Origin of the sequence: Melioribacter sp., from assembly GCF_049325435.1 — a bacterium.
Classification (GTDB): Bacteria; Bacteroidota; Ignavibacteria; order Ignavibacteriales; family Melioribacteraceae; genus Melioribacter; species Melioribacter roseus.
Genome location: NZ_JBMOLD010000014.1, coordinates 43,070 through 59,751 on the forward strand (window position 1 = coordinate 43,070; position 16,682 = coordinate 59,751).

At 42.0% G+C, this 16,682-nt stretch carries 9 protein-coding genes and 1 pseudogene; all 10 read right to left on the reverse strand.

Annotated features, from left to right (window positions below; translation table 11 throughout):
• Window positions 1-111: 111 nt before the first annotated feature.
• Window positions 112-768 (reverse strand): hypothetical protein, encoded by a 657-nt coding sequence (locus ACOYVE_RS11345; protein ID WP_014855651.1) that lies wholly within the window; start codon window positions 766-768, stop codon window positions 112-114.
• A gap of 110 nt (window positions 769-878) precedes the next feature.
• On the reverse strand, window positions 879-3,065 hold the full coding sequence (locus tag ACOYVE_RS11350) for a CotH kinase family protein (protein ID WP_422882017.1): 2,187 nt from the start codon (window positions 3,063-3,065) through the stop codon (window positions 879-881).
• A gap of 49 nt (window positions 3,066-3,114) precedes the next feature.
• Window positions 3,115-4,410, reverse strand: a complete 1,296-nt coding sequence (locus tag ACOYVE_RS11355; protein ID WP_014855653.1) for a family 16 glycosylhydrolase — start codon at window positions 4,408-4,410, stop codon at window positions 3,115-3,117.
• Between the two features lie 75 nt (window positions 4,411-4,485).
• A complete protein-coding gene (locus tag ACOYVE_RS11360; RefSeq protein ID WP_422882019.1) occupies window positions 4,486-6,867 on the reverse strand; it encodes a glycoside hydrolase family 88 protein in 2,382 nt (793 codons plus the stop codon).
• 14 nt (window positions 6,868-6,881) lie between these two features.
• Window positions 6,882-9,317: a glycoside hydrolase family 2 TIM barrel-domain containing protein gene (locus ACOYVE_RS11365; RefSeq protein WP_422882021.1), complete on the reverse strand. Its 2,436-nt coding sequence runs from the start codon at window positions 9,315-9,317 to the stop codon at window positions 6,882-6,884.
• A gap of 230 nt (window positions 9,318-9,547) precedes the next feature.
• On the reverse strand, window positions 9,548-10,879 hold the full coding sequence (locus ACOYVE_RS11370; RefSeq protein ID WP_422882161.1) for a BNR repeat-containing protein: 1,332 nt from the start codon (window positions 10,877-10,879) through the stop codon (window positions 9,548-9,550).
• Window positions 10,880-10,895: 16 nt separating this feature from the next.
• Window positions 10,896-11,324: a PA14 domain-containing protein gene (locus ACOYVE_RS11375; RefSeq protein WP_408606242.1), complete on the reverse strand. Its 429-nt coding sequence runs from the start codon at window positions 11,322-11,324 to the stop codon at window positions 10,896-10,898.
• A 45-nt stretch (window positions 11,325-11,369) separates the two neighbouring features.
• Window positions 11,370-12,902 (reverse strand): annotated as a pseudogene (locus tag ACOYVE_RS11380) (alpha-N-arabinofuranosidase); the annotation flags it as partial.
• A gap of 23 nt (window positions 12,903-12,925) precedes the next feature.
• Window positions 12,926-14,743: a glycoside hydrolase gene (locus tag ACOYVE_RS11385; protein WP_422882022.1), complete on the reverse strand. Its 1,818-nt coding sequence runs from the start codon at window positions 14,741-14,743 to the stop codon at window positions 12,926-12,928.
• Between the two features lie 159 nt (window positions 14,744-14,902).
• Window positions 14,903-16,624: a T9SS type A sorting domain-containing protein gene (locus ACOYVE_RS11390; protein WP_014855659.1), complete on the reverse strand. Its 1,722-nt coding sequence runs from the start codon at window positions 16,622-16,624 to the stop codon at window positions 14,903-14,905.
• Window positions 16,625-16,682 lie beyond the last annotated feature (58 nt).

The window sequence follows — 16,682 nt, forward strand, 5'->3', positions numbered from 1 at the left end:
TTATGAAGTTTGGGAAAACTTCTGAAATCCAGTTAGAGTCCGTCAAATAAATTGTTCACGAATTTTTCACATTACCGATTATTTATTCTCATTTTTTACCTCACTCTTTTATTATGGAATTACTGTAAAAGGTGACTTTATGTTAGTATATCCTGTTCTGCGAGTAATTCTACCTGTAGCAGGCACATAATCAATAATCTCAAAACATGAATACGTTAATCCATTCAATGAATCATATGATACTATTTTTCCAATAAAAGAAACTCCAATTATAATATAGAGATACCCTTTTTCAGATATTTGAGGATAATTTGAATAATACGATGAAGGGATTGTAAACCTATAAGATCGATCTATCTTCTTTGAAGATGTAAGTCCTATCGAATCTATAGTATGAAAATCGGAAATATATAACATTTCATTTACTATACCATCATATACAGCCGAATCCTCATAACATACCTTCCAACGCCATTTCACTGTTACAACATTTATCTCTCTATTATACAATGCCGGCCAGTAACCATTTGAATCCGGCTCAAAAGTAACATTCATGTCTATTATTACATCAAGATCAGGATTATCTCTCGCAGGCAACTGCGTAAATCGTATCGTTCCTGTATAAAACGGCGTTCCCGGCTCCCTCCAAGGGATCACCGGCTCCGTCTCTGTCGTTGTATTCTCTTCGCATCTAATTACCAAAAACAATATTGCTATTATAAATGCTAACATATATCCCAAATGGAACAAATATGTTTTTGTTTTCATTTTAACCTCATTTACTTATTCAAAATTATTGCCTCCGTTTCTTTTTAATACAAGAACTATTCATGTAAATTTTTCTCTACCCTTTGCAGCTTCACATCCGGAGTGAATTTCTATTTTAACAACAAAAATTTCCTCGTATCGCTGTATCCGCTTTCGGTCTGAAGTCTGTAAAAGTAAATACCGCTTGGCAAATTATTGCCGTCAAACTTTTCTTCGTAGATTCCGGGCGCTTTTAAGCCGTCTACCAGAGTTGTTATTTCCTGTCCGAGCGTATTATAAATTTTAAGCGTAACTTTTTCGTATTTAGGTACCTGGTACTTAATTACTGTTGACGGATTAAACGGATTGGGATAGTTCGGGTACAACTTGAATTCCGTAATTTTTCCCGTTGATAAATTTTCAACATCCGTTGTCTGATAAAGTTGTACGTCCATCCATTCGAGACGGTTAATCAACCATTCCTTCATGAAGTCCACTTCTTTATGATAAGTATCCCGTTCTTCGGCGCCGGGCAGACTGCGCCAGATTGAAACCCCGAGTATCGGCCATTTTTTGAAATTATGTTCCTGGGCTTCCTGAAGGTAATTTGCAACCGAATCGATAAAGGCAATTATTCGTTCCGTTTTCAAGGATTCCTGCCGGTATTCCGTCCATTTGTTTTTAAGCTGCTTTTGAATTTCTTTATCGCCGAACAGCTTATCCCAGAACTGAGGACGCGCTCCGTCCGGGATTTTTATTCTCCATTCGTCGTAGCGATCGCCGTTGTGATGAGTGGAATTACAAAGCGCCTGGTCGAAATCCCATATCGGTCCGGCGCAAATTTTTTTCCCGCGGTCTTTATAAAAATAGCTGCTGTAACTGTATGCATCGGAGTTGCCCGTAAGTTCCTGTATTATTATTTCGTCAATAAAAGAAGAGACCTCGATATATTTATCGTAACCGATGAACGGAACGTTGTAATTCGGTCCGGCCATAACGTCGCAAAATTCCTGTTCCAGATTTCTGATATACTCGAGTTGCTGCGGCATAACTTCGTCGGGTTGAGGATATTTCAAAAAACGCGGATTTCCGTCGGCTTCGGTAGAATCGAACAGAAGGTCGTTGTGTTCTTCGTCTCCCCACCTTCTGTTTACGCACCAGATATATCCGCCAGTCAAGGCTTCGCCCGAAGTGTCTGCAGAATCCATTTTAGCAATGTCGAGACGATTTTTATCCGGTTTTATTTTTTCTTCCAACACATAAACGCCCTGGTATTCTCCGTTTAAAACCAATTCTACATGACGGGTTCTCGGCGCCCATTTTCCCATCGACCTGTACATATAATAAGCCAGCGCGTCCCTCATTAATGTTTTGTCGATATAGACGGCTCTCAGAACAAAATCATTTTCTTTCGGCAAACCGAGTAATTCTACATTTCTGTTCGAACCGTCCTCTTTGCGGGTTTCGATCGTATACGGTTTTTTATCCGAGATTCGGAACGATGCGTTTCCCCTGTATTCAATTCCAATCCATCCGTCGTATTCGTTAAACGGATCGGTAATGTTGTTTCTGTTGCCGGGACCGTTGTAAATGATTCCCATTTTTGCCATAATTTTGGGTTCGTGGACAATTGTTCCGCCCTCCGTATCAATTACAATTATAGGCAGATCGGAAGAACTGAATTCGAACGGCTCGTCGAACCATTCCGGCGTGGAGCGATACGAACGGCTCGAATCGCCAATTCCAAATGACAGAAAGAAATTCGAAGAAAGGTCGGTCGACGCGGCGGAAGCGTTATGCACTTGAACGGCAAGTAAATTTTCACCCGGAATCAAAATATTTTTCAGAATTTCCTTTTTAATTTCAAATTCTTCCGGAGCTCCTCCTCCATACATTTTTGCTTCGTGTTCGGAATCGGCAAATTTATTGTACTCGGGAGGATTACCCGATATTCCGGCGCGAGCCACTTCAACGCCGTTTATGTATGCAACGAACGCATCGTCATAGTCGGCATGCAACAACGCCGATTCGATTATTGAAGTATCGACTATGTTAAATTTAATCCTCAAAAACAGCGAGATTGTTTGTTCGATTATGGTATTGTCGTCGCCGTCGCCGTAACCGATTCCCCCTCTGCCTTCCATCCAGGAAGTGTCGTCGTAATACAATTGATTCCAATCGGCGTCCGGACTGGAATTGCCCGGTCGATACTTCCATACATCCGACGAATAAACAACCGTTTCCCAGTGGTCCGCAGAATTTGAATTTGCAAATACGGAACCGAATCCCAGAGCAATTAAAATGAGTGTTATTATCACGTTCTGTTTTCCTTGCTAGTAATTTATATGATTTTTATATAGAATTTATTTATTTCATAAGTAGTAATTTCCTCGTTTCGCTGTATCCGCTTTCGGTCTGAAGTCTGTAAAAGTAAATACCGCTTGGCAAATTATTCCCGTCAAACTTTTCTTCGTAGATTCCGGGAGCTTTTAAGCCGTCTACAAGAGTTGTTATTTCCTGTCCGAAAATGTCATATACCTTTAATTCAATTTTCCCATACGCAGGAGTCCGGTATTTAATGGTAGTAACGGGATTAAAAGGGTTCGGATAGTTTTGCAAAAGCGTATAATCGTCTTTCAATATTTTTTCTTCCTCTATTCCGGTCAGATTTACAAAAAGATAAAAATTCAGCGCGCTGGTATCTCCGCAAGCATTAACAAATTTAGCAACTATCGTATCGCTTTGTTGAGCAATAAAATATTGAGGATATGACGAACCCGACAAGCCTGAGCCGCTCCAGATCCATTCGCCTCCGGATGAAGGATAAGGAGCCAGCCCGATATATTCACCTTTCTTCGCATAAATTGTATCGGTTATTTGCCATGCGCCGAAGTTTACCTGCGCATTCGGCACAACCGGAGTAGAAAAACAATCGCTTGTATCGGAGCTTTGATAAACGCGGACATAATCTATCGCATAGTAATTCGGAAAACCCGTAGTGGAATCTGCGTCGGAGCCGTCCAGTCCCGCGCTGAAAATCATATACATCGGATCTGTTGGAACTTCATCGCCATAAAAATATTTTGTAATTTTCCCGTCGACATACCATATCAAAAATTGCGGTCCCCAATGAAGAGCGTACGTATGCCATTCGGTAAAGTCCCAGCCCTCGCTTTCTTTTAACAAATTTGTACTCCAATTGCCCCAATAGAAAGCCTGAGTCATATAACTTTTGGGTTCTCCGCGATACTCGGCGATATCGATCTCTGGAGGCCAACCCTCTTTCAACATCCACCATGCGGGCCATTGTCCTTTACCTTTCGGATATTTGGCGCGCATTTCAAAATAACCGTACTTAAACCATTTTTTGGTCCACGCCCAACCGCACGAATATTTATATTGACCGTAGTTTCCTTCTTTGATTCTCAACACAAGATTTCCGTCTTCAATGTATGTGTCTTCCGGAACAATCAAACACGGATTATTGTCTTTAGCGCCCCACGGTTTCATGCCAGAGCCCCAATCGTCGGGATTTAGATTTTCCCCGTTGAATTCGTCGCTCCATATTAGTTCGAATCCGGCAGGAGGCAATTGCTGGGATTTTAGATCCGGAGCGAATATTAAAAAACAGGCAATTAATAAGCTTATGAATTTGATTTTCACTTTATGTTTCTCCGCATCATTGTTTGTTAAATTTTACCGGGGTTATTCTTGAATTAAAAACAGCCCTTTAATTTTTTATTCGTTATCCACTAAAGTTATAATTTCCTTACCGCAAAGGAGAAAAGCTCCGGTTGCATAAACCTGCCATTGATTCTCGTAGAACGGATAAGGGTCGCCTGCAACTTGTTGAACATAGCCCAGTCGTCCCCATTCATTAACGTTTGCACAGAGCGCTTTCCATGCTTTTTTAACGGCGGGTTCGAAAACAGCTTTATCAAGCAGTCCGTTATTAATTCCCCATGCGAGCGCATACGTATAAAAAGCGCTGCCGCTCGATTCTCCCATCGGAAGCTGTTCCGGATCGTACAAGCTTGCCGTCCACAAACCGTGTTCCCGTTGCAACGAAAGTAATTTATGAGCCATTTCTTTAAATTGATTTTCAAATTCCGGTCGCGACGGATCGTCTTTCGGAATTATATTCAACATTCTTGCGAGACCGGCAATCACCCATCCGTTTCCTCGGCACCAGAAAATCTTTTTTCCGTTTTCCGATTTTTTATCGAAGAATCTGTCGTCGCGATAAAAGAGACTGTCTTCTTTCGAGTAAAGATAATCCGAAGTAATCCACCAGTGATCAATTGCATATTTGAGATAGCTGGAATCTCCCGTTACCCGATACATTCTCGCAAAAGAAGGCGGAGCCATAAAGAGGGCGTCGCACCAGGTCCACCATTCAAAACGATAATCGTTTTTATCATATCTCGGGTCGGCTTTTACGGTTCGGACTTTGTGGATATCCATTACCCATTTTGCAATATCGATCATCGCCGGGTCTTTTTTCCTTTCGTAAAGCCACGCATAAACATCGGCAATCGTTAGTCTGTCCGCATTAAAAATATGATTCAGTAATCGCCACTTGTGTTTTTGACCGACGTTAATCATTTCGTTCAAATATCTGTCTTCTTTGACCGTTTCGTATAATGCTTCGAGCCCGATATAAAACGCGCCGTAATGCCAGTCGAGCTTCGACTCTTTAATCGGATTTGCCAGCTGCCAATCCGCCGCCTGACGCATCAAATTTTTTATTTCGTCTACATTAAACGGATTTGTAATCTTTGGAGAAGGGAGATTCATTTTTATTGACGAGAAAAAGTCCGTATAGTGAACGTAACGCGTATTCTGCATCCACAAAACCTGCAAGGGATTATTTGCGTCGGCATTTAAAACCGAAACGGGTCGCACGTTATTTTTGCTCGAGCCTTTCGTAATATTTTCCGCAATCCATTTTTTGTTTTTTTCGAGCGTCCATTTTTCTATTTCAAAAACGGAATCTCTTTTTACGGACAAATAAACTACGTTCGGATTTTCATGATCGATACTTATCCCGCCGGAGTAATTCGGTTCTCGTTCGATAGCGCCTTCGGGAGTTTCGGGAAACCATTTGCCCGAGTTAACAAAATCGAAATTTTTCCAGGTATTTCCGTCAAAGCGCGCATAACAATAAACGTGGTTAGAATCGTCGGGAAATTTCGAATAAACAATTACGGGATTTTCTTCCCTGTCGAGGGCTACATCCCATACCCAGGCTTTTTGTTTTGTAAGTTTTGCGTCATAAACCACCGAGGCATTTTGCGGTTTAACGGGCTCGCCGTCGAGTTTTCCAATTTCATTGTTCTCTGCGTCGTAGAAAGCGCCGTTTTTATAATACATATAGTAGACGCTGTTTTCGCTTTCGTTGCGAGGATGTCCGTCGGTAAATGCAAAAGCTATTTTGTCTTTTCCGTTGGAGGTTACTTTCAAATATGGTCTGCGAAGATTGTAGATTCTTTCGGGTAAAATTAAAATTCTGCTTTTCCTCCAGGTTTTTCCCATGTCGTCGGAATAGGAATAATTTGGTTTATAATCGATTCCTCTCCAGAATAAATAGATTCTGTCATTTTCCGCTGAAAGCATAACGGGATTAGCATACGTATAACTGCTGTGAAATCCTTTGTAAGTTTCTTCGTCGTTCAGATTTAATTCCTTCTTTTCCCAGGCGGAAATATCCTCGGGATTTTTCATTGTAAAAAGAAGAATCGGATATTTACTGCTGTGTTTCGTAAAAAAGACCATTAATCTGCCGTCCGGCATAAAGAGAAGAGAAGGATTATCGTGGTCGTCCGCTTCGAAATTATCTTCAAGAACTTTAGTTGTGATTTTTTTCGTATCGTGGTCGTAAAAGCTTATAATAATATCGCCGTAGCTGTCGACCCATGCCGCATAAGTGCGTCGATGTTTTCCTTCGTAGTAAACCGCGCGCGGGTCGGAAAACCAACACCAGGCTCCGTCGAATGTTAACGATTGGTAACTTTCGGAATGATTTCCCGTTTTATCAATATGCTTTACGCCGGCAAAATTTTGTCCCGTTACGACAACGCTAATAAAGTAGAAAACCGCCGGAAGCATTTTTCTTATCATATTAAACCTCTTTATCAATTTGCGTTAATTATAATTTCGCCGGGCTTCAAATTTTTTGATTTTGCCCTCACGATTATTTTACCTTTATTGCCGTTCGATTGAACAAACAGCCGGGCTCTTCCCCGATAGACCGAGTGCGCATTTGATTTGAATGATTCGAGATTCTTGCTATCGCCGTTTCCGAAGCCGATATTAATGCCTTCGCCCACGACTTCGGTTTCAACTATATTATCGGCGTAGGGAACCCTGTTTCCGTTTTTATCGACAACGATTATTTCAATTCTCGCAATGTCCTTGCCGTCGGCTTCAATTGAAGATCGGTCGGACTTCAGAATGATCGATTCCGGTTCCGATGCGGTCTTAATAATATGTTTGGCAACTACTTTGCCGTTTCGATAAGCCAGTGCGGTTAATTCGCCGGGTTCATATTTCACTTTCCAAAAGATCATAGCGTCTTCGGCGTCGGATAATTTTTTTGTAGAGATCATACGGTTATTCAGCAGGAGCCGTACGCTGTCGCAGTTTGTAAAAGCAACTACCTGTAATTCTTTTTCTTTATAATTATCCCAGTTCCAGCTTTCCACGGTATTAAACCGGAAGCGATTCAAAGTATCGTAAGGAGGCGTCACCGAGACGAAGACCATCGGTTCTTCTGTCCACAAACTTTTTCTGTAATAAAATCCCGGTTTTTTGAAGTCGCACAAATCTATTAAGCCAGAAGTATTACTGCGCGAGGGGAACTTGCCGGCTTCTCCCAAATAATCGATTCCCGTCCATAAAAACTGACCGGAGACAAAAGGATTATTTTTAACTGCAAGCCACGCGCTGTATGAATCGCCGTTTTCGCTGCCGATAATTTTTCTTTCGGGGAACCTTGCGTGATCGCGTTTATAATATTGCTCCTGATAATTGTAGCCCACAACATCCAGAATCTGGGCGTATCCGATTTCATTTGAAAGCGGAATATTGGCAAGAGCAGCAGTTACCGGACGGGTTGTATCGATTTCTTTTATATAATCATAAAGTCGTTTTGCAATTTCGGTTAATTCAAATGCGGGCGGACGCCACGGTTCGTAATTGTCCCGTGTTGGATCGGTATAAGGATCGTTGGGATAATCGATTTCATTGCCGATGCTCCAGAGTATAACGGACGGATGATTTCTGTCTCTTCTTACCATATCCTGAAGATCCCTTTTTGCCCATTCTTCGAAATAATCTCCGTAGCCGTTCTGAGAATAATACTTATTCAGACCCGTGGTGCCTGCTTCCTGACCTACATTCCAACCTTTAATCCATTTTTTCTTTCCGATTTTCCATTCATCAAACGCTTCGTCCATAACCAGGAAACCCATACGGTCACATAAGTCCAGCAATTCCGGCGGCGGAGGATTGTGACTCGTTCTTATTGCATTGGCTCCCATTTCTTTCATAAGTTCCAATCTACTTTCCCATTCCCGCACAGGCACAGCCGAGCCGAGCGGGCCTGCATCGTTGTGCAAACACACTCCTTTTATCGTAACCGGTTTATCGTTTAAGAAGAATCCTTCGTTAGCGTCGAATCGTATCGTCCTGACGCCAAAATTAACCGTATCGTTATCCGCAAGCAGTTTACCGTCGTAAACTTTATTGACCAACCGATAAAGGTAAGGCTCTTCAATCGACCAGAGACGCGGGTTTTTGATGTTAATGGAAGCGTCGTATTCGTGCTTAGCCCCAGCAGGAATAATTATTTCGGATTCTGTTTGCCCTACAACATTCCCTTCGGAATCGATAATTATGCTCTGAAGTTTCACCAATTTGTCGTCGTTTGTATTGTTCTCGACTTCCGTTACCGCTCTTACATTCGCCCGCTTTTTATTTACAAAATGCGAGGTAACAAAAGCGCCCCAGTTAGCAACATGAATTCTGTTTTTCTTATAAAGCCAGACGTGCCGGAAAATTCCGCTGCCGGTATACCATCTGGAATCGGCGACATCCGAATTGTCCACGCGCACGGCAATTACATTTTTTTTGTCCCCGAAGTTGAGATACGGCGTGAGATCGTAATAAAAACTGATGAAGCCGTAAGGACGGCGCCCCAGGAATCGACCGTTCAACCAAACTTCGCTTCTCTCATAAACTCCGTCGAACTGCAGATAGTAATTATAATTTTTGTCGTCTGGGGACAGTCTAAATTCTTTTCTGTACCAGCCGATACCGCCCGGTAAATATCCCGTTGCGCTTGCATACGTCGAATCGAAACTCCCTTCAATACTATAGTCGTGCGGTAAATTCAAAACTCTCCAATTAGAATCGTCAAAAGCGGGATTCTCCGCTCCTTTAATATCACCGAGGTGAAAACGCCAATTTTTGTCGAACGCATTGCATCTTTCTAATTTCTCAAAGTTCTGCGGATAACTTTGACTTATCAGAAAAAACATTGCCGCTAAAAATATCATCCTTTTTTTCATTTCCGTATCCCGGTAATTTGTTTTCGCTCTAGTTTTAATTATTAATCCAACGACCTGTAAGGATAGCTGGCAAATGGAAATTATCGTGAGACTGATATTTAAAGCTCCGCCACCTCACTCCCAGTAAGCATAATTAAAAGGAAAGTATTATCATCTATCATCTTCGGTTAATAAAAAACTCAAAGCAATCAAGCCGCCATATTTTCGGGCGCTGTTAAGTAACCATCAAATCACTCGGTTAAATTCACTTCCAGAACCGAAACTGTTTGAGGCGGAATTTTTTCAATTGTTTCGGCGTCGCCCTGACCCACTTTTTGCACAAAGAGATTCAGTATGCCGGAGTTTCGCCACAGTTCGGTATCGTATGTCGGTTCCCACATTCCGACGCGGAAATTAGTAATGTCGCGCGGTTTCCATATACTGCGTTCGCCGTCTTTGCAGACGAAAAGCGTAATTCTGTTTCCCGTTTCGGAACTCCTGTAAATCAGGTATAATGAATTGTTCTTGTCGCATAATATTAAAGGTCTTGAAATCGGGATTCTTTTTGTTCCGGCGCCGCTCAGTCTAAACGGCGTTTTTAATTGGGATATTTGTTTTATCTGCCAGCTGTTTCCGTCGTTATAAACGAGATGATACTGAGGGACATTACTTTCTTCGGGCGTCCAGTAATTAACGATATACGGCCGGCCTTCTTTATCAATGCACATCGAAGTTTGATTAATCAGTTCGCTGCGTTGTGGTATTGTTGCCGCATATTCCGCCGATTTCAGCGTTATAGGCAGGAGATATTTTTCGCCGTTCGATTTTTCCCATGTGCGTCCGCCGTCTTTTGATCTGGCATAACAGATATCATGATTTGTCGCTACATCAGGAGTCTCTCTCCATACCCACGAAAGATGGATTACGTCGTTGTCGTCAATATCAAGCTGCCAGTAAGCGTTTCGTTTGCCTTCGCCGTCTATTAAATTATCGTGCAACATAACCCAGTTTTTTTCTAAAGTGTTGTAATAATTAATTACAAGATTGCCGTTGCCCGATTCGCCGTCCCGATAAACAAAAATCAAATCCCCGTTCCGAAGTTTATAAAATTGAGGATACGAAACGCTGTTTTCGTGTTTACCCGTCATGCGATTTACTTCAACTAATTCCAGGCTCTCCGGTTCTTTGCTTACGCAGTAATGAAGATCGGAATTGTGCTCGTTCCAGACCATATGCAAAAATCCCTCTCCGTCAATCATAATGCTGATACTGTTGTGCGCGTCAAGCACGTTTCCTTTGAACCGCGTTTTTCTTATTTCCCAATCAGTTGAACCGAGCGACCTTCTGGCAAGTATAACATAACCGGCTGTATCATAAAACGCTGCGTACTGATTTTTGTCCGAACTAACAACGGAATTACGTCTGAAGATTACCGTGTTGATCGAGTTTGCAGACCATCCTTCGGCAATGTCGGTCGTATTTGTTTTTAATCCGGATGAACAAGCCGCCAGCAACACCCCCGGGAGGATTAAGTTAACCGCTCTTTTTTTGAAGGTATTAAATATATTTCTTTTTATTTCCATCATTTAAAAAACTCGTTTACTCTTCGATATGATAGAGAAGTCTGTCGTCGATTACTTCTTTCTGTCCGCCGGGAGCTTTCATTTTCAGATTAAGTCCTCTGCCTCCGCCCAACTGGAAGAACGTAATGTTAATCTTATGAAATCCTTTGTTGAGAAAAAGCGCGCCCGATTTTTCAATCATAGCGTGCAAGCCGTCGTTAAGAATAATCTCTTTATTGTCGATCGTCAATTTAGAACCGTCGTCGGAGGTAAGGTAAAACTCGTACAGGCCGTCTCTGTCAATTTTTATATAGCCTTCAAAAACAAGTCCGTAATTGTATTCGGGCGTGCCTTCGGGAAATACTACATTATTTACCGCGCCGCTTCTTACAGGTTTCAGTTCGTAAAAATCCGGAAGTCTGCGGAATTCGCCTTCATAATATTTATATAAAAGTCCGGGTCTCATTTTTGACGGATCGATACTTTCGGATTTCAGATTTAAATCTCCGGTCAGTTCCAGCGCCACAACGGAATGTTTAGGAACGTTAATTTCTATTTTATTCTTGCCTATCTTAAAATCGTTGAATGAATTAACAACGACTTTATCCGGATCATCAAAAGTATTGTGCGCGTTTAACTTATCCGCAGTAAGAATTTGACCCTCGCAGGATTTCACTGAAAAAGCATTTAAATTACAAATCAGATTTTCGTCGTCTGTTGCGCTCAGATTGCAAACGGTGATATGAATTTTTCCGTTCTTGTCCAACGAAGAAGAAACGCTTAAATTCGGAATATTGCCCCGGTCGGTGGAAATGCTGTCTGTTTCCAATACGGACGGAATCATAATAGCGTCCTGATGAACTTTATACATATCGAAAACATGATAAGTCGGCGTAAGTATCATCTTTTCGTTTTCGGTAAGAATAATTGCCTGCAAAACATTAACCGCCTGAGCAATTGCCGCCATTTTTACTCTGTCGCAATGATTGTTAAAAATATTCAAATTGATGCCCGCAACGAGCGCGTCGCGAAGCGTGTTTTGCTGATATAAAAAGCCCGGATTCGTACCGGGTTCGACCGCGTGCCACATACCCCATTCGTCAACTACCAGAGCCACACTTTTACCCGGATCGTATTTATCCATAATCTTCGAATGCTTTTCTATCAATTCATTCATCATTAACGTATTGTGCAGGGAATAATACCAGCTTTTTTCGGTAACGTCGGTAGCGTGTTCGCCCGTATTCCATGTGTAATAGTGGAGCGATAATCCCCAGACTGAATTGCCGAGTTCTTTCATCACTACTTCCGTCCAGTTATAGTCGTTTCCGTTCGGACCGACGGCGATTTTATTAAGTCTTGTATCGCCGAAGTCTTTCATAAAGCGTCCGTATCTTTTGGCGAGATCCGAATAGTAATCGGGTTCCATGTCGCCGCCGCAGCCCCACGATTCGTTGCCGATGCCCCAAAATTTAACGCTCCACGGTTCCGGTCTTCCGTTTTTCTTTCTCAATTCCGTCATTGGACTGACGTCATCCGAATTGACGTACTCGACCCATTGTGAAAGTTCGCGTACGGTTCCGCTGCCGAGATTCCCGCTGAAATAGGGTTCGCAGCCCACCTGTTCGCAAAGGTCGAGGAATTCATGAGTGCCGAAACCGTTGTCTTCGGTAACCCCGCCCCAGTTTGTATTGATCATGGTGGGACGTTTATCACGCGGACCGATTCCGTCCATCCAATGATATTCGTCGGCAAAACATCCTCCGGGCCATCTCAAAAACGGAACTTTGATTTTTTTCATTGCCTCGACAATATCTTTTCTGATGCCCCGTACATTAGGAATTGAAGAATTCTCACCGACCCATATTCCTCCGTAAATACATCTGCCCAAATGCTCGGTAAAGTGACCGTAGATATTTCTGTCGATTTTATAATGCGCTTTTTCGAGGTCGAGCAAGAGGCTGCTGCCTTTTTGCTGCGGATAATAATTTACCGACGCGAGAACCAGCAATATCAATAAATTTCGAGTTAACTTTAATTTCATGGTTGAGTTCCTCGTTTTTAATACTATTTCAATAGCACAAACTTTTTGTTTAACGTTTTATCGCCCGCGTGCATAGTGAGGATATAAATCCCTGAGACAAGATTTCCCGGATTATATGTTATAGTATAATTACCCGCTTTTTTCTCGCCGTTCCACAACTTGTCTACCCTTCTTCCTAGTAAGTCATAGACTTCTATTACAACATGCTCGTTCTTTCTGATATTGAAAGAAATTTTTGAGGTCGAATTAAAAGGATTTGGCCAGAGACCTAATTCAATTGTATTATTCGACTGAGGATCTTCTTTTAAATTGGTGATAATATTTAAGTCGCCGACAAAAGTTACGATCGAGCGAGAGGGCATATTAAATGTTTCGCCGGAAAAAAAATCCTTTCCCTCTTTCAAATCGTCGCCCGATTTGTTCGTAGTAATATATGGAGAAAGCTTTATTTGGTTTTGAAAACCTTTGAAATCGATTAATAAATCTTTTGAAGAATTGGACATATTAATCGCAACTACTATAACCCTCTTCTTCATTTTATTCCAATAAGCCGAAGCCATTACATTGTTGATATCCGAGGCGCCCTTGCAATCGATACGCACCGAGCCGGGTCTTATAAACCTGCTAAAATTTCCCAGCGCCCAGAGCAATTTCGACCTGTAAATCGAAGGATAATCGCCCGGATTTTTGTAGTCGGTATAAAGCAATCCGTCTTTGAAATTTTCGGGCGAAACTGCCGTCCACCATTGCCATGCGCTGGCATTTAAAACGTTAAGGTCATAATGAATAATACGGGCAACGTTCAGAGCCGTATTAATCGACAAATCCCGTCCGCTTCCTCCCTCGCCATTCGGTCCTTCGAGCTGACAATATTCCGTCATCCAGTATTTCCATCCTTTTGAAAAATAGGGCGACAAATAAAGGCTCAGATTAAATCGATCGGAATAAATTTCGTTCAATCGTTCCGACCAATAAGAATGACCGCACAAATTTTTACTGATTATTTTATTGACGGTAGTATCATCGCAAAAATCTTCGAGATAATTCCCGTAAAGTTTTCCGTATTTATTGGAAATGCCGTCGATGCGGCGAAACCAGGATTCGAGACTTCCCGCTTCGGGAATTATGATTTCGGTCTTTAGGTTTCTTTTTTCGAATTCCGAGTGAATTGCCTTTACGATTTTTTTAATATCCTCGTTGCTGGCTCTGTTTCCTTCCTGATTGCCGTTATTCCATTCCCAGTAAGGTTCGTTAACCGGACTTACAAACCCGAAGTCAATATTTTCTTCATCCCGGAAATGTTCAATTATATCGGCTAAATAAGTTGCAAACTCAATTTCATAGCCGTCTTTCAAATTAGTGGACCCGACCCCGTCGTCGCAGTTGGTAAATCCGTTTCTTGTCATTCTTCCGGGAGGAGAATTGACAAAAGCAATAAATTGTTCGACTCCGCGTTGTTTGGCGGCTTGCAAAAACCAGGCTTCTTTTGCCTGCCGATTCCAGTCATAAACTCCTTTCGAAACTTCGTAAGTATTGACGCTACGCCACGGGTGGCTGATTCTGCTATATTCCTTTCCGCCTCCCAAATTAAATCTCCATGCCGAAAGCCCGATCCCTTTATCTGTTGAAAAGAGGAGGTCGGCAACCTCGTTTTTTTTCGATTCGCTCCACTCTCCGATATTTTGAAAAGACCAGCAATCTGAAGCGCCGAAATTATCTATTGTCTGATACTGAATAGTTGTATCGATAGTGATTGTATAGTCTTGGGCATTATTGGTTGTGGCGCTACACAATGGCACTAAAAAGAAGAGCGCATAATATTTAATAAATTTTTTTTCCATAATCTTTCCGGATATTTTTTTGAAGACCGACGCGGGAATTATGAAATATGATTTTCACTCATAATTAAAAGGAACGTTTATATTAATAATAATAAGTCAGCCGGCTTAATAAACCGGCTGACCGGAGGTTAACACCCAAGATCGTTACAATACAGGAGACTACTTGATCAACATCATTTTCTTGGTGATTATAGTATTTTCAGTCTGCAGACTGTAGAGGTAGATACCGCTAGCCAGCCTGGATGCATCGAAATCTACAACATACGAGCCGGGCGATTGCTCTTTGTTAACTAAAGTTGCAACTTCCTGACCAAGTACGTTAAACACTTTAAGAGTTACATGTCCAGCTTTTGGAATCGAATACTTGATATTTGTTACAGGGTTGAAGGGATTCGGATAATTTTGATTAAGAGTATATTCAGAAGGAATTTCGTTCGAAATATTTCTTACGTCAGTAGGAATTTCGGGGAACCAGGTTAAATCGCCGAGAGGTTTGCCGTTGTCTGCTTTCAAAAGGGTTTCGTTTGTGTAGCGCAGATTTTCTCTTACCGGATAACCTTTAGTAGATTTCCAATCGGACGGAACACCTTCATACGGATTGATCGGATTTGCGGGATAGACAAAGTTTCTAGAGCCGGTTCCGTCGCCGCCGTTTTCCCATACATATCTTACAAATCGAGCCATGCTATCCGCAGCGGCATCGACTAGAGCGGCGTCAAAACCGGGGTCCATATGGAAGTTATATTCTTCGGCAACTCTGATATTCGGTAAATCAAGAAGCGGTTCGGCGCCCGGTCGGGTGGCTACCCAAGTAGGAGCCAATATTTTTCCTCCCACCTGCTGATATTTCGGATCGCTGTTGAGTATATCGAAATTGTCGACAATTTTCTTGGGCCAGAAGTATGCGTTATTTTCAACCACAATTCTTCTGTCGGCTTCCGTTAAGAAGTAAGGGTCGCCTTCCAGCTGCTCGTATAATGAGTCAAGCGTTATTACTGCGGGAGGACTGAAGAAGTTAGCGTTATATACCTGTTCGTTATAAGCGTGATTGGAATCCAACCCGGCGGAATAGACGCTGAAGAAAATGTTATTTGTAATTACGGCGTTATGCATCTGGCGCATTGAGAAAGGAGACGATTTGGTGTGCATGAATATTGTATTGTGGTCGAATTCCAGGTATCCCATAGAAGAACCGGAGCCTTCGACATTACCGCCCATTACAAAGAAAGTACAATTTTTTACAATCATAGTATCGATTGCGTTAACTCCCGGACCTGCCCAGTTCATACCGGGGTTCTGCGGAATATTACTCTGATTGTTGCGGAATAAAGTATTATAAACAAAGATATCGGAACCGATAGCATTCCATGTATTAATTATATTTGGAGTGCCGGTTGAACCGAAGTTTTCAATTACGCATCCTTCTACTACTATTTTGCAACTGTCGCTGCTACTTATGCACTGTTGAGTAACCTGAGAACCGTCAGTACGCGTTCCCAGTAAATACAAGTTTTTAAAATGGATATACCCGTTATTGATAGCAACGGCAATATTTCCCGGCGAAGAGTTATCTTCACGGATGAAAGGCGCAATAACCGGCAGATTTCCGGTATTCGGATTGATTTTACCGATAAGGTCGAGATTTTTTACTCTAATTTCCTCGGTAATAAAATAGGTGGTATCGACGGGACCGTCCTGAGCAAGCAGATAAACGTGTCTGGCTTCTCCCCCTGTAGTTGTATCTGCATTAATAACATTATTGAGATTGCCCGGAGGCAGAGCGTGGACTATAAGCGTATCCCTGGGCTGTGCGAATGATTGTATACTTGTGAACGACATACAAAGCGCCACAAGCACGAATAATTTGGTAACTAACTTCATTGTGTACTCCTTCGTTTAATGATTGATTAATTAATTAGCCGGATTCATCCGTCTATTA

What these genes read in the sequence shown, in the direction of transcription:
- ACOYVE_RS11345 (WP_014855651.1), bottom strand. Translation starts at nt 768, where the DNA reads ATGAAAACAAAAACATATTTGTTCCATTTGGGATATATGTTAGCATTT.
- ACOYVE_RS11370 (WP_422882161.1), bottom strand. Translation starts at nt 10,879, where the DNA reads ATGGAAATAAAAAGAAATATATTTAATACCTTCAAAAAAAGAGCGGTT.
- ACOYVE_RS11365 (WP_422882021.1), bottom strand. Translation starts at nt 9,317, where the DNA reads ATGAAAAAAAGGATGATATTTTTAGCGGCAATGTTTTTTCTGATAAGT.
- ACOYVE_RS11390 (WP_014855659.1), bottom strand. Translation starts at nt 16,624, where the DNA reads ATGAAGTTAGTTACCAAATTATTCGTGCTTGTGGCGCTTTGTATGTCG.
- ACOYVE_RS11360 (WP_422882019.1), bottom strand. Translation starts at nt 6,867, where the DNA reads ATGATAAGAAAAATGCTTCCGGCGGTTTTCTACTTTATTAGCGTTGTC.
- ACOYVE_RS11385 (WP_422882022.1), bottom strand. Translation starts at nt 14,743, where the DNA reads ATGGAAAAAAAATTTATTAAATATTATGCGCTCTTCTTTTTAGTGCCA.
- ACOYVE_RS11375 (WP_408606242.1), bottom strand. Translation starts at nt 11,324, where the DNA reads ATGAGACCCGGACTTTTATATAAATATTATGAAGGCGAATTCCGCAGA.